The sequence below is a fragment of the Bradyrhizobium cosmicum genome (assembly GCF_032290525.1).
Lineage (GTDB): Bacteria > Pseudomonadota > Alphaproteobacteria > Rhizobiales > Xanthobacteraceae > Bradyrhizobium > Bradyrhizobium cosmicum_A.
In genome coordinates this window covers 192955-205936 of the sequence record NZ_JASXTA010000010.1, presented here as the reverse complement: position 1 = coordinate 205936, position 12982 = coordinate 192955, and the positions used below count along the sequence as shown (strand labels likewise).

General features: G+C 64.5%; 11 protein-coding genes. 5 read left to right on the top strand and 6 right to left on the bottom strand.

The genetic code is table 11. The features are described from left to right. Positions 1–9 precede the first annotated feature (9 nt). From boxC to QSV46_RS19815, 3 genes are all read right to left on the bottom strand, one after another. A complete protein-coding gene (boxC, locus tag QSV46_RS19825) occupies positions 10–1698 on the bottom strand; it encodes a 2,3-epoxybenzoyl-CoA dihydrolase (protein ID WP_314955026.1) in 1689 nt (562 codons plus the stop codon). Between the two features lie 190 nt (positions 1699–1888). Then, entirely contained in the window at positions 1889–2707 is an 819-nt protein-coding gene (locus tag QSV46_RS19820) for an alpha/beta hydrolase (RefSeq protein ID WP_314955023.1), read from the bottom strand. Positions 2708–2835: 128 nt separating this feature from the next. Beyond that, positions 2836–4377, bottom strand: coding sequence for a benzoate-CoA ligase family protein (locus QSV46_RS19815; protein ID WP_314955020.1), 1542 nt, complete (start codon positions 4375–4377; stop codon positions 2836–2838). A gap of 135 nt (positions 4378–4512) precedes the next feature. Here QSV46_RS19815 and QSV46_RS19810 point away from each other — a divergent pair, with 135 nt between their 5' ends. Both QSV46_RS19810 and QSV46_RS19805 read left to right on the top strand, forming a co-directional pair. Beyond that, positions 4513–5421: a helix-turn-helix transcriptional regulator gene (locus QSV46_RS19810; RefSeq protein WP_314955017.1), complete on the top strand. Its 909-nt coding sequence runs from the start codon at positions 4513–4515 to the stop codon at positions 5419–5421. 2 nt (positions 5422–5423) lie between these two features. After that, positions 5424–5825 (top strand): group II truncated hemoglobin, encoded by a 402-nt coding sequence (locus QSV46_RS19805; protein ID WP_314955016.1) that lies wholly within the window; start codon positions 5424–5426, stop codon positions 5823–5825. 24 nt (positions 5826–5849) lie between these two features. On the opposite strand, the gene QSV46_RS19800 is transcribed toward QSV46_RS19805, so the two are convergent. Next, positions 5850–6182, bottom strand: coding sequence for a PRC-barrel domain-containing protein (locus QSV46_RS19800; protein WP_314955013.1), 333 nt, complete (start codon positions 6180–6182; stop codon positions 5850–5852). 50 nt (positions 6183–6232) lie between these two features. Further along, complete coding sequence (locus QSV46_RS19795; protein WP_314955010.1) at positions 6233–7018, bottom strand: IclR family transcriptional regulator C-terminal domain-containing protein; 786 nt, start codon at positions 7016–7018, stop codon at positions 6233–6235. 110 nt (positions 7019–7128) lie between these two features. On the opposite strand from QSV46_RS19795, the gene QSV46_RS19790 reads away from it, so the two are divergent. From QSV46_RS19790 to QSV46_RS19780, 3 genes are all read left to right on the top strand, one after another. Further along, positions 7129–8487 carry an aromatic ring-hydroxylating dioxygenase subunit alpha gene (locus QSV46_RS19790; RefSeq protein ID WP_314955007.1) on the top strand — a complete coding sequence of 453 codons (1359 nt, stop codon included), beginning with the start codon at positions 7129–7131 and terminating at the stop codon, positions 8485–8487. Positions 8488–8601: 114 nt separating this feature from the next. Continuing rightward, positions 8602–10038, top strand: a complete 1437-nt coding sequence (locus QSV46_RS19785) for a glutamine synthetase family protein (protein WP_314955004.1) — start codon at positions 8602–8604, stop codon at positions 10036–10038. Between the two features lie 299 nt (positions 10039–10337). Beyond that, positions 10338–10697: a hypothetical protein gene (locus tag QSV46_RS19780; RefSeq protein ID WP_314955001.1), complete on the top strand. Its 360-nt coding sequence runs from the start codon at positions 10338–10340 to the stop codon at positions 10695–10697. Positions 10698–10728: 31 nt separating this feature from the next. On the opposite strand, the gene QSV46_RS19775 is transcribed toward QSV46_RS19780, so the two are convergent. Then, positions 10729–12972, bottom strand: coding sequence for a TonB-dependent siderophore receptor (locus QSV46_RS19775; protein ID WP_314954999.1), 2244 nt, complete (start codon positions 12970–12972; stop codon positions 10729–10731). Positions 12973–12982 lie beyond the last annotated feature (10 nt).

The following is a 12982-nucleotide window of genomic DNA, read 5'->3' as shown; positions in this document are numbered from 1 at the left end:
CAAATGTCCTTACACGCGCGTCATATCGAATTTCGGCTTCTGGCCGCTGCCGTAGCGGCGCAGCGCGCCTTCCTCGCCGACCGCGTTCGGGCGCTGGAAGATCCAGTTCTGCCAAGCGGTGAGGCGCGAAAAGATTTTCGATTCCATCGTCTCCGGGCCGACGAAGCGCAGGCTGGCTTCCATGCCGGTGAGGCTGTCGGGCGAGAAGCTGGCGCGCTCTTCGAGGAACACGCGGACCTCGTCGTCCCAGTCGATGTCGTCGAGCGCGAAGGTGACGAGGCCGAGTTCTTCGGCCTGCTCGGCGTCGAGCGCGGTGCCCATGGTGGCTTCGGCGCGCTCGACATCGGCCGGATCGGCCTGGAAGCGCGACGAAAGCCGCGTCAGGCCGTGGCTCATCGGATACGGGCCGAAATTCATCGCGGAGAGTTCGATCGACGGCGGCGGCCGGTTGTCGCCCTGACGCGTGCCGATCAGCATGTAGGAGCGGTCGGCCGCGAAGACGAGCTCGGCGAGCGTCCCGGCAAAGCACGAACCTGGCTCGACCAGCGTCACCAGCGTGCGCGAGGTGACGTCGATGCGCTTGAGCACGCGCTTCCAATAATGGCGGATCTCGTTGACCAGCCAATGAGCCTTGTTGGCTTCGAGGAACGCGTCGGATGCGAGCACATGGGCGCGATCGCCATGGCTCTTGAACACCAGCATGGCAATCTCGAGCTCGTTGATGCGCAGATGCAGGATGGCGTCGTCGAGCTCGCGCGCAACCTGGAGCGGCCAGAACGACGCGCCCTGCGCCATCATGCCGTCGATGTCGGCGGGCGGCGCGGCTTCCGGCGCCTTGATCGAGATCGTGGCGATGCGGGCGGCGCGGTCGATGTCGACCGTGACGAAGCCGTAGCGGAGGCTAGTCTCGTCGATGATGCGCTTGAGCGGCGTCAGCGCGACGCCCTTGCCGCTGCCCTTGCGCTTCGAGCCATCGGCGAATTCCCTGGCGCGCTCGGCGACCTTGGCCTCCAGCTTGGAATTCGGCGCGATCTCGTCGACCAGGCGCCACTGCACGGCGCGCTTGCCCTTCACGCCTTCCTCGATGGTGCAGAAGAAATCGGCGTGGTCGCGGCGCACCTTGCGCTTGTCGACGACGCGCGTCAGCCCGCCGGTGCCCGGCAGCACCGCGAGCAGCGGTACTTCGGGCAGGGCAACGGCGGACGCGCCGTCATCGGCGAGGATGATGTGATCGGTCGCCAGCGCCAGCTCATAGCCGCCGCCGGCGGCCGAACCGCTCACCACGGTGATGAAGCGCTGGCCGGAGTTCTCCGACGAGTCTTCCATGCCGTTGCGGGTCTCGTTGGTGAACTTGCAGAAGTTGACCTTGTGGGCGTGGGTCGAGCCGGCGAGCATGCGGATGTTGGCGCCGGCGCAGAACACGCGGTTCTTGGCGGAGCGCATCACCACGACCTTCACCCCGGGATGCTCGAAGCGAAGCCGCTGGACAACGTCCGCAAGCTCGATATCGACGCCGAGGTCGTAGGAATTGAGCTTGAGCAGGTAGCCCTCGAACAGGCCGCCATTCTCGTCGACGTCCATGGTCAGAGTGGCGACGTCGCCATCGATCGCCAGCTTCCAGTGCTTGTAGCGGGACGGTTCGGTCTGGAAATCGATGAATGTCGCGCCGCCTGCGAGGCGCCGATCTTCCCCGGCCATGGGCCACCCTTGAGCTGATTATGATCTTCGGCGTTAACCGTTAGATGCACAATAGTGCATCTTTTCGAGCTCGTCTAGCCTCTATCGGTCGACGCATGCACTTTGTTTCATGACGACGGCCCGGATTCCGCGGATGTTGCGAGCCCATTCCGATCTGAGCGCGCCTCGGGCGCGTCACACCCAGCCGTCATCATGCGGCACGTCCTTGCAGTCCCGGATCAGCGCGGAGGGCCGCCTTCGCAAATTGCTCGATCGCCTCGAGCGTCGCTGCCGGCGCCTCACGATGGGGGGAATGCCCCGCGCCTGAAATGATTTTCAGGTCAACCGGGCAGTAGCACTCCTGCTGCGCGATCTCGACTTGACGCAGGGTGCCGTATTGGTCGTCCGCACCCTGCAGAACGATGACAGGGACGCGGATATAGGCGAGGTATTCGGAGATGTCCCAGTCGCGGAATTTCGGATCGAGCCAGGCGCCGTTCCAGCCATGGAAGGCGTTGTCGACGTCCTTGTGCCAGCGCGCGAGCTTGGCTTTGAGATCCGTGGTTTCGTAAGCCGTCTTGATCGCGCTGATCGATGTCACCGAGATATCCTCGACGATGAAGTGCGGCGCGATCAGCACCAGACCGTTCAGCCGGTGGTCCTGATGCGCGCCGGCATAGATCGTCGCGATCGAGGCGCCGTCGGAATGGCCGATCAAGAGGCCACGCTTGAAGCCGATCGCGTCGAGCAGTTTCGGCAGCACATCCAGCGCCTCGCGCTGCATGTAGTCGAGCGGCCGCGGCAATATCACCGGGCTCGACTGGCCGTAGCCGGCACGCGAATAGACGAAGACGCCGGCGCCGGTGACCTGCCGGAGCTTTTCCGGAAAATCGCCCCAGAGCCCGACCGAACCGAGGCCTTCGTGCAGCATGACGATGGTCGGCGCGTCGGCTGATGGAGGCGCGAGCCATTTGTATTCGAGGCTGGCGTTGCCGATGGCGAGGAGGCTGGTGGAAGTGAGGTTGGTCATTTTCTTCGCTCTTCTTTCTCCGTCGTCATGCCCGGGCTTGACCCGGGCATCCACGCCTTTCCTCATTTGCGGTCACGCGTGGATGGCCGGGTCAAGCCCGGCCATGACGAGGTATTGTGCACAGCCAGCTAGTTTGCCCCGTCCCGCAATTTGAACCGCTGGATCTTTCCCGTTGCCGTCTTCGGCAGCGAGTCCACCACGTCGATCCAGCGCGGATATTTCCACGGGCCGATCTTCTGCTTGACGTGCTCTTTCAGCATCTCCTGCAGATCCGTCGTCTTCACGCCGGGGCGCAGCACGACGAAGGCCTTGGGCTTCAGCAGGCCTTCCGGATCGGCCTCGGGCACGACGGCGGCTTCCAGCACGGCAGGATGCGTGATCAGCGCGCTCTCGACCTCGAACGGCGAGACCCAGATGCCGGAGACCTTGAACATGTCGTCGGCGCGGCCGCAGAAGGTGTAGCGGCCTTCGGCGTCGCGGACATATTTATCGCCGGTGCGGGTCCACGGGCCTTCAAAGGTGCGGCGGCTCTTGTGGCGCTGATTCCAGTAGCCCTCGCCGGCGGAGGGCGCATCGACCAGGAGTTCGCCGACCTCACCGTCGGCGACGTCCTGCCCGGCCTCGTTGACGAGCCGCACCGCATAGCCCGGCACCGGCTTGCCCGAGCAGCCGTATTTGATGTCGCCCGGCGCGTTCGACAGGAAGATGTGCAACAGCTCGGTCGAGCCGACGCCGTCGAGAATGTCGACGCCGAAGCGCGCTTTCCAGTTGTTGCCGACGGATTCCGGCAGCGCCTCGCCGGCCGAGGTGCAGATGCGCAAGGCGCCGCCGCCGCGCTCGCTCTTCATGGTCTCGTCGTTGAGCATCGCCGCGAACAGCGTCGGCACGCCGTAGAAGATCGAGGGATTGTAGCGGTTCATCAGGTCGAACATGCGCGCCGGCGTCGGCCGCTCGCTGTTCAGGATCGTGGTGGCGCCGACCGACATCGGAAAGGTCAGTGCATTGCCGAGGCCATAGGCGAAGAATAGTTTTGCCGCCGAGAGGCAGACGTCGTTCTCGCGGATGCCGAGCACCTGTTTTGCGTAGGTGTCGGCGGTCGCCTGCAGATTGGAATGGATGTGGCGCACGCCCTTGGGCATGCCGGTCGAGCCCGACGAATAGAGCCAGAATGCCGGCTCGTCCGGATGCGTCGCGGCGGTGGTGAACTGGTCGCTCTCGCCGGCGATCTCCTCGGCGAGTTGCCTGTGGCCGTTCTGCTTGGCGCCGGATACCACGACATGCTCGAGATCCGGCATGCGGCCGACGACGTCCTTGATGACGGGGTAGAGCGCTTCGGAGACGAACAGCACGCGGGCGCGGCAGTCGGCGAGGATGTAGGCGTATTGGTCAGCGGTGAGCAGTGTGTTGAGCGGCACCGGCACGATGCCGGCGCGGATTGCGCCCAGGAACAGAAGCGGGAAATCGACCGTATCCAGCATAATCATCGCCACGCGTTCTTCGCGGCGAACGCCGAGCCGGCGCAGCATGTTGGCGGCGCGGCGGCTCTCACGCTGAAGCTCGCCATAGGTGAGCCGCGAGGCGGTGTCGTCGAAGGCGAGCTTGTCGCCACGCCCCTCCTCGACATTACGGTCGAGCAGCCAGGTCACCGCGTTATAGGATCCCTCGCTCACGGGCTCCTCCCCGAATTTAGAATTATAATTCATAGAAAGACACTGCGCCGGCTTGCTGTCAATGCCAGCAGGCATTATGTTTCATTAAAACGCGCCGCAGGACCTCCGCTCAAGAAGGCCCATGATCCGTAGTCCATGACCGACAGTCCCGACGCCGAACCCCGATTTCTCGAACAGCTTGGCCAACGCGTGCGCACCATGCGCGCGCTGCGCGGCATGTCGCGCAAAGTGCTCGCCAAGGTATCAGGGATTTCGGAGCGCTACATCGCGCAGCTCGAAAGCGGCAAGGGCAATGTGTCGATCGTGCTGCTACGCCGCGTCTCCGACGCGATGGGTGCGCATCTGGAGGATTTGCTCCCATCGGCTGATCCCACCCCGGACTGGCAGATGTTTCGCGACCTGCTGCGCAAGGCAACGCCTGCACAGATCGCACAAGCAAAAGATCTGCTCGCCGGCGGCAGCGCCTCCGCGCCGCGGCGCGCGCCGTTCTGCGGCATTGCGCTGATCGGGCTGCGCGGCGCAGGCAAATCGACGCTTGGGCGGATGCTGGCGAAGAAGGTCGGCTGGAGCTTTGTCGAGCTCAACAAAGAGGTCGAGCAGCAGAACGGCCTGTCGGTCGCCGAGATCATCGCGCTGTACGGCCAGGAAGGCTTTCGCCGCATGGAGCAGGCGGCGCTGCAGCAGCTGCTGGCGCGCAACGAGCTGATGGTGCTGGCGACCGGCGGCGGCATCGTCTCCGAGCCCCTGACCTTCGACCAGATCCTGTCGTCGTTCTACACGATCTGGCTGAAGGCCGAGCCCGAGGAGCATATGGCCCGCGTCCGACGCCAGGGCGATCTGCGCCCGATGGCCGACGATCGCTCCGCGATGGCCGAGCTGCGCAACATTTTGCTGAGCCGCGAGCCGCTGTATTCGCGCGCGACGGCCGTGGTTGATACGGCGGGACTGTCGGTCGATGCTGCCGCCGCGCGGCTGATCGATGCGGTGCGACCGGTGCTGCAGAACGAAGCCCGCAGTTTTGGTCTGCGGAGTGTGGCGCTCTAGCAATGACCGACAGCGACGTCGCAATCTCCATGTTCGAGCGGATCGGCGGCAGCGCCACGATCGACGCCCTGGTCGACCGTTTCTACGACCGCATGGACACGCTGCCGGAGGCAAAGATCATTCGCGCCATGCATGCCGGCGACCTCGGCCTGATCAGGGACGTGCTGAAGCGCTATCTCACCGAATGGACCGGCGGTCCAAAACTCTATTCCGTCGAAAGGGGCCATCCACGGCTGCGGCAGCGCCACATCGGCTTTGCGATCGGCGATGCCGAGCGCGACGCGTGGCTGCTCTGCATGCGCGGCGCGCTTGAGGAGACGGTGACCGACGCCGCTACGCGGCAGGACCTCGACAAGGCGCTGTCCGGGCTCGCCGACTGGATGCGCAACCGGCAACGATCCTAGGCGGCCCGCGAGAGTTCCACGCGGCTAGACCGACCAGTAATTTGGGTGCGGGTAGGGCCGCGAGCGGTCGCCCCAGTCGAATTCATCGCCATCGATCTCGCAGGGGCCGCTGCTCAATTGCTCCGGCGTCAGCTCGACCTGGAAGGCCTGACGGGCCGGATCATATCTCAGTGCGCTCCACTGCAGAGGATAATGGTGGCGGGTACCGAGCAGCCCGCCGGTCTTGATCACGGCGTAGGCGACCGTTCCGCTCACCTTGTCGAGCATCAATCGCTCGATCGTGCCGAGCTTCGTGCCGTTGCATCCATAAACGGCGACGTGCTCCACCCTATCACTGGGAACCATGGTGTGTTGCATGGCGTGCTCCCTGGTTTTGCGTGGAGCAGATTATAGCTCCGTGGATAGGGCTACAGCAATTGCGAACGCACTGCTTCGGCGCCCTCCCGCAGCAGCGGCAAGAAGCGGTCGATCAATTCCTGCTCCGGCACGCGATCGACATGGGCGCCCATGTTGATGGCGGCGACGATCGCGCCGTCATAGCGGCGGACCGGAACCGAGATCGAGCGGAAATGCGGCTCGGCCTCGCGATCGACCAGCGAGTAGTTTTGCGTGCGGTCAGCCGCGATGCGCGCGAGCAGCGCCTTGGGATCGGTCACCGTCTGCGGCGTCAGCGCTTCGCGCTTCATCGCCTTCAGCCGCGCGGCAAGATCGGCATCGTCGAGCTGGCCGAGCATGGCGCGCCCGACCGAAGTGCAGAAGGCCGGGAGGCGGTAGCCGATCTCGAGTCCGCCGGAAAACATGCGGGCCGGACTGCTGCGGGCGACGAACACGACATCGTCACCGTCGAGCACCGCGAGCGAGGAGATTTCGTTTGCTGCGGTCGCGACACGATCGAGCACCGGTTGCACGACCGTGACCAGCTGATTGGACCGCAGATAGGACGCTGCCAGCGTCAGCACATGCGGCGTCAGCGAGAACAGCTTGCCGTCGCCGCTGACGAAGCCGCCACGCTGAAGGGTGAACAGCATGCGCCGCGCGGTGGCACGCGGCAGATCGGCGGCGCGGGCGAGATCGCTCAGCGTCATCGGGCCGGCGGTCGCGCCAAAGCACTGCAGCAGGCGCAGGCCGCGATCGAGGCTCTCGACAAAATCGGTCGCGCGCTCGTCGTTCTCGTTCCGCTTCAGCTTGGGCATGGTGCCAGGGGCAATCCTGCAAAATAGTGCTTGCTGCGTGCCCAACGCATGCCATAATTCGCCCATTCGTTCAATAGGCGAACAAAAACGCCCACAAGGATGCACTCGCCATGATGAGCCAGGAGCAGAACGACCTGATCACCCGCACCGGACTGAAGGATCCGTGCGGCAAGCTGATGCGAAGCTATTGGCAGCCGGCGGCGCTGGTCGATGAGCTCGACGGCGAGCGGCCGATCCGCCCCGTCAAATTGCTCGGCGAGAACCTGGTGCTGTTCCGCGACGAGACCGGACGATACGGCCTGATCGACCGCCACTGCGCGCATCGCGGCGCTGATCTTGCCTTCGGGCGGTTAGAGCATGGCGGCCTGCGCTGCGCCTTCCATGGCTGGCTGTTCGACGCCACCGGCCAGTGCATCGAGACGCCGGCCGAGCCGAAGGATTCAAAGCTGTGCCAGAACATCCGCCAGCGCTCCTATCCCGTGATGAAGAAGAGCGGCATCCTCTGGGCTTATCTCGGCGAAGGTGAGCCGCCGGCATTTCCGGAGCTCGACTGCTTCGTCGCGCCTGATACTCACACCTTTGCGTTCAAGGGCCACATGGCCTGCAACTGGCTGCAGGCCCTCGAAGTCGGCATCGATCCCGCGCACGCGTCGTACCTGCATCGTTTCTTCGAGGACGAGGACACCTCCACTGCCTACGGCAAACAGTTCCGCGGCGCTTCTGCGGGGTCTGATCTGCCGATGACGAAAATCCTGCGCGAATACGACCGCCCGATCATCAATGTCGAGCACACCGAATATGGCCTGCGGCTGATCGCGCTGCGCGAGATCGACGAGGAGCGCACCCATGTGCGCGTGACCAACCAGCTCTTCCCGCACGGCTTCGTCATCCCCATGAGCACGGAGATGACGATCACGCAGTGGCACGTGCCGGTCGATGACGAGAACTGCTACTGGTACGCGATCTTCACCAGCTATTCGAACCCGGTCGACAAGAAGAAGATGCGCGACCAGCGGCTCGAGCTGTACGAACTGCCCGACTATAAATCGCGGAAAAACCGCAGCAACGATTACGGCTTCGATCCGCACGAGCAGCAGACCGCGACCTACACCGGCATGGGCAACGACATCAACGTCCACGATCAGTGGGCGGTGGAATCGATGGGCGCGATCCAGGACCGCACCAAGGAGCATCTCGGATCGAGCGACAAGGCGATCGTGCAATATCGCCGCCTGCTGCGGCAGGAGATCGAGAAGGTTTCGGGCGGCGAGAAGCCGATGCTGTTCCTGGACGAGGCCAACGCACGCAGCATCCAGGGACCGGCGACCATGGACGGCATCGGGCCGACGCGGGGCTGGGAAACCTACTGGATGGAAGTCGACGTCAAGCGTCGCCGGGGCGCACCGTGGACGCCGCCGGTGCCGAAGGAGATCGCCGACAATGTGCATCGGCTGACGGCGGCGGAGTGAGTTTTCGGGCATCGTCATTCGGGGCGATGCGATAGCATCGAACCCGGAATCTCGAGGTTCCGGGTCTGGTCCTTCGGACCATCCCGGAACGACAGCTATCAGGGGAGTAGTCGAGTGACTTTCGTCGCGCGTCATGCGCTGTGGTCGGATGAGCAGAGGGACGCGGCGACGCGCATGCGCCGCCTTGTCGAGGAGAAGAGCCTCGAGGTCATCCGCCTCGCCTTCCCCGACCAGCACGGCATCTTGCGCGGCAAGACCATCATCGCCTCGGAGGCGATCGCCTCGCTGGAGAGCGGCTGCTCCATCACCACGACCATGCTCGCCAAGGACACCTCGCACCGCACGGTGTTCCCGGTGTTCACGTCAGGCGGCGGCTTCGGCATGAAGGAGATGGAGGGCGCGGCCGACGTGCTGATGCTCGCCGATCCCACCACGTTTCGCGTGCTGCCGTGGGCGCCGGCGACGGGCTGGGTGCTGTGCGACCTCTATTTCAACGACGGCCGCCCGGTGCCGTTCGCGACGCGCGGGCTTTTCCGCAAGGTGCTCGACGAACTCGGCAGGCGTGGCCACAATTTCGTTGCGGGCCTCGAGGTCGAATTCCATATCTTCAAGCTCGACGATGCGCATATGCGGCCCGAAGATGCCGGTCAGCCCGGCACGCCGCCGTCGGTCAGCTTGCTCAGCCACGGCTATCAGTACCTCACCGAGCAGCGCTTCGATCAGATGGAGCCGGTGCTGGAGATCCTGCGCCGCGACATCGTCGCGCTCGGGCTGCCTCTGCGCTCGGTCGAGGTCGAGTTCGGACCGAGCCAGTGCGAGTTCACCTTCGCGCCGAAGAAGGGGCTGGAGCCGGCCGACAACATGGTGCTGTTTCGGAGCGCCGTGAAGCAGATCGCGCGCCGCCACGGCTATCACGCCACCTTCATGTGCCGGCCGAAACTGCCGAACCTGTTCGCGAGCGGCTGGCATCTGCATCAGTCGGTCGTCTCGCGCGCGAGCGGCGAGAACCAGTTCATGGCGAAAGACGGTAGCGAGCCGCTCAGCGCGTTCGGCCGCGCCTGGCTCGCCGGCCTGCTCGACCACGCCCGCGCCTCCACCGTGTTCACCACGCCGACCATCAACGGCTACAAGCGCTATCGCTCCTATTCGCTGGCGCCCGACCGCGCGATCTGGGGCCGCGACAATCGCGGCGTGATGATCCGCGTGCTCGGCGGCGCGGGTGACGCCGCCACGCGCCTGGAGAACCGCATCGGCGAGCCCGCCGCCAATCCCTATCTCTACGTGGCCTCGCAGATCCTCTCCGGCCTCGACGGCGTCGACCGCAAGCTCGATCCCGGCCCTTCCGCCGACACGCCCTACGAGACCCAGGCGCCGCTGCTGCCGAAATCGCTGCGCGATGCGGTCGGCGCGCTGAAGGACGATCCGTTCTTCCGCGAGAAGCTCGGGGCGGAGTTCGTGGACTATTACACCCACATCAAGAACGCCGAGATCGACCGCTTCCTGTCCGAGGTGACCGACTGGGAGCACCGCGAATACTTCGAGGTGTTTTGATGGAGATGCGTTTCACGCCCGCGTGAGGCGACTTCGTCCGGCCTGTTCCGACGACATCACCGCGCTCGCCGACGAAGCCATTTTCCCCATCCCTCAAAATCGGCCGGAAACACTCCCCCGGTACCCTCCCTGCATGTGATCAACAATGGAGTTCGGTCATGTGGGGTCAATTGTTTAGCCTGATCTATCGCCTGTCCTGCCGGACCACCTTGATCGAGATCGGCATCCACCGCCCGGGCCGTTAGCAGCCGGCGGACGCCATTTAGGTCAGCTGGTTTGACCAGATAACGGGGATTTCCATGCGCAAGCTGATCCTGATCGCCGCAATGTCGCTGCTCTCAAGTCAGGCCTGTGCCGGTGGCTCGCGAAGCCTGAGCCTTGCGGCGTCCAATGCGAACCAACCGGCAACCGAGCAGCCGGCTGCGCCGGCAGCCATGCCGCCGCAGGCCACGCAAGCGCCACCGGCGAGTGTCCGGACCGCGACGACAACGCCGACGTCAACTCCGCCCGCCGCAACGACGCCAACCGCGACGGCTCCGGTGCAATCGAGCAGCGCGCCGACGGCGAGCACCTCCGAGACGCCGAAGGCGAAACGCAGGCAGCCGTCCGTCGAAACCCGGGTAATCCGCGAACTGCATCGCCACGGGATCTATTGGTGATCGTCCAGCCGCCTACATCCGGCGGAAACGATCACCAGCGATAGCCGAGCGTCGCGATCACCGTCAGCGGCGCACCGCGGTAGCAATAGCCGACCTGGCAGGTGGTGTAGTGCAGATTGAACAGGTTCTTGGCATTGACCTGGAACTGAAGGCCCTTCAACTCCTTCGTCGCCTGGCCAAAATCATATTTCAGCGCCGCGTCGACCAAGGTCACCGAGCTGTTCTTGAACGTGTTGGCGTCGTCACCATAGCTCCAGGACATATGGCGCACGCCGCTGCCGACGCTCAGTCCCGCGAACGGGCCGGCCAGCGGCAGGGCGTAGTTGCCCCACAGCGTCGCGGTATGCGGCGGATTGCCGGAGGGAAACTTGCCGATCGTCGAACTGTCCGCCGCCTGTTTGGTCACCATGTCGAGATAGGTGTAGGACGAGGTGATATCGAAACCGCCGCCGAGGCTCGCGAGCCCCTGCAATTCGAAGCCGCGACTTTGAATCTCGCCGCGCTGGACCGTCACGCCCGTTCCCGTCGTAACCAGGCCGCCATCCTGGGTCAGGTCGAACACTGCCGCGGTGATGAAGCTCCTCGTGCCCTGCGGCTGATACTTCACGCCGACTTCGGTCTGCTTGCCCGTGGTCGGCTTGAAGAAGGCACCCGACGGATCGACGCCGAGATTGGGAAAGAACGACGTCGAATAGGCGACATAGGGCGCAACGCCGGAATCGAATACATAGGTCAGCCCGGCCCGCCCGCTATAGGCCTGGTCGGATTGCGCCTGCCGGGTCAGCGCGAACAGATCCTCGCCGGTGGTGCGGACCCAGTCGCTGCGGCCGCTCAATGTCAGGATCCAGTGGTCGAGCCTGGCCTGGTCCTGAATATACACGCCGGACTGGGTCTGCCGCTGGGCCGTCGATGACGAGATCGCCGGATCGGGAATGGATTCCGGTGCGTAGACCGGCGCGGCCAGATTGAGATCGGAGACACCGAAGCCAAAGCCCTGCTTGTCGTTGAACTTCGACGCGGTGTAGTCGTTGCCGACCAGGAGCGTATGCTGCACAGGCCCGGTCGAGAGCCTGGCCTCGACCTGGTTGTCCATGATGGCCGATTGCAGCGTGTCGTGGACGTAGCCGGTATAGCGCGAGACGACATTACCCACCGGCGCGCCGAGAAAACCGACATAGCGGGTGACCGCATCGACATCGACGTAACGGAATTTCTGGCGGACGGTCACGTCGTTGTTGAACGCGTGCTCGAATAGATAGCCGACACGGCCCTGCTCCTGATCGAGCGAATTGTAGGACGGGCTGCCCGTGAAGATGTCCGTGGTGGTCCCGATTCCCGAGGAATAGGTGAACATTGATCCGGGCGTCTTCGATTTCTGGTAGGCACCAAGAATGGTCAGGGTCGTCGATTGATCCGGCTTCCAGGTGACGGCGGGAGCGATGTAGGTCCTGTTATCCTTGCCGCCGGGCACGAACACGTCGGCGTCGCGCGCCACGCCAGTCAGCCGATACGAAAATTGGCCGTTGGCATCGACCGGGCCTGACAGGTCGAAATTTCCCTGAATGCGCTCGCGGTCGCCGAACAGCGTTTGCACCTCGTGAAACGGCTGGCTGGTCGGCAGCTTGCTCTGGAGGTCGATCAGTCCGCCAGGAGAGCCGAGGCCATAGAGTGCCGAGCTCGGCCCGCGGACCACGGTGATGCTGTCGACCCCATAGGGCTCGGTCTTGAACACGCTGAGACCGGCGCCGACGAGGCGCAGCCCGTCGAGATAGATGCCGTTGTAGGTGATGTCGAAGCCGCGAATCGAAATGGCATCGAAGCGCGGATCATAGCCGGAAGCATCGATGCGGACGCCCGGTTGATAGCCGACCGCCTCGGTCAGCGTCTGCACGGCGCGATCGTTGAGCTCCTTGCGCGTCACGACCGAGATCGACTGCGGCGTCTCGAGCAGAGGCGTGTTGGTCTTCGTGCCGGCCGCGCTGCTGCTTGCAACGTAGCTGGTCTCGCTCGACGCATTGGCGCGACCGGCGCCGGTGTCGGCCGCGTTTCTAGCTGGCGCGGCTCCGGAATTACGTTGTGCCGCGACGCGGCCACGCGGCGACTGCGAAGCTCGCGGAGCGGATTGGGCACGCGGGCGTGCCTGATTCGGTGCTTCCACCGTGACGGGAGGCAAAGTCGCCGCCGGGGTCGAATTGGTCCCGGAGGTCTGTGCGGCCGACGGCGTTGCGTGCAGGACCATTCCGAGGCCGGCCGCTCGCAGACCAGTCCTCACCATCCGTTCCCAT

Coding starts and splice junctions, on each gene's coding strand:
- boxC (WP_314955026.1), bottom strand. CDS start 1,698: ATGGCCGGGGAAGATCGGCGCCTCGCAGGCGGCGCGACATTCATCGAT.
- QSV46_RS19790 (WP_314955007.1), top strand. CDS start 7,129: ATGATGAGCCAGGAGCAGAACGACCTGATCACCCGCACCGGACTGAAG.
- QSV46_RS19780 (WP_314955001.1), top strand. CDS start 10,338: ATGCGCAAGCTGATCCTGATCGCCGCAATGTCGCTGCTCTCAAGTCAG.
- QSV46_RS19795 (WP_314955010.1), bottom strand. CDS start 7,018: ATGCCCAAGCTGAAGCGGAACGAGAACGACGAGCGCGCGACCGATTTT.
- QSV46_RS19800 (WP_314955013.1), bottom strand. CDS start 6,182: ATGCAACACACCATGGTTCCCAGTGATAGGGTGGAGCACGTCGCCGTT.
- QSV46_RS19805 (WP_314955016.1), top strand. CDS start 5,424: ATGACCGACAGCGACGTCGCAATCTCCATGTTCGAGCGGATCGGCGGC.
- QSV46_RS19775 (WP_314954999.1), bottom strand. CDS start 12,972: ATGGTGAGGACTGGTCTGCGAGCGGCCGGCCTCGGAATGGTCCTGCAC.
- QSV46_RS19820 (WP_314955023.1), bottom strand. CDS start 2,707: ATGACCAACCTCACTTCCACCAGCCTCCTCGCCATCGGCAACGCCAGC.
- QSV46_RS19810 (WP_314955017.1), top strand. CDS start 4,513: ATGACCGACAGTCCCGACGCCGAACCCCGATTTCTCGAACAGCTTGGC.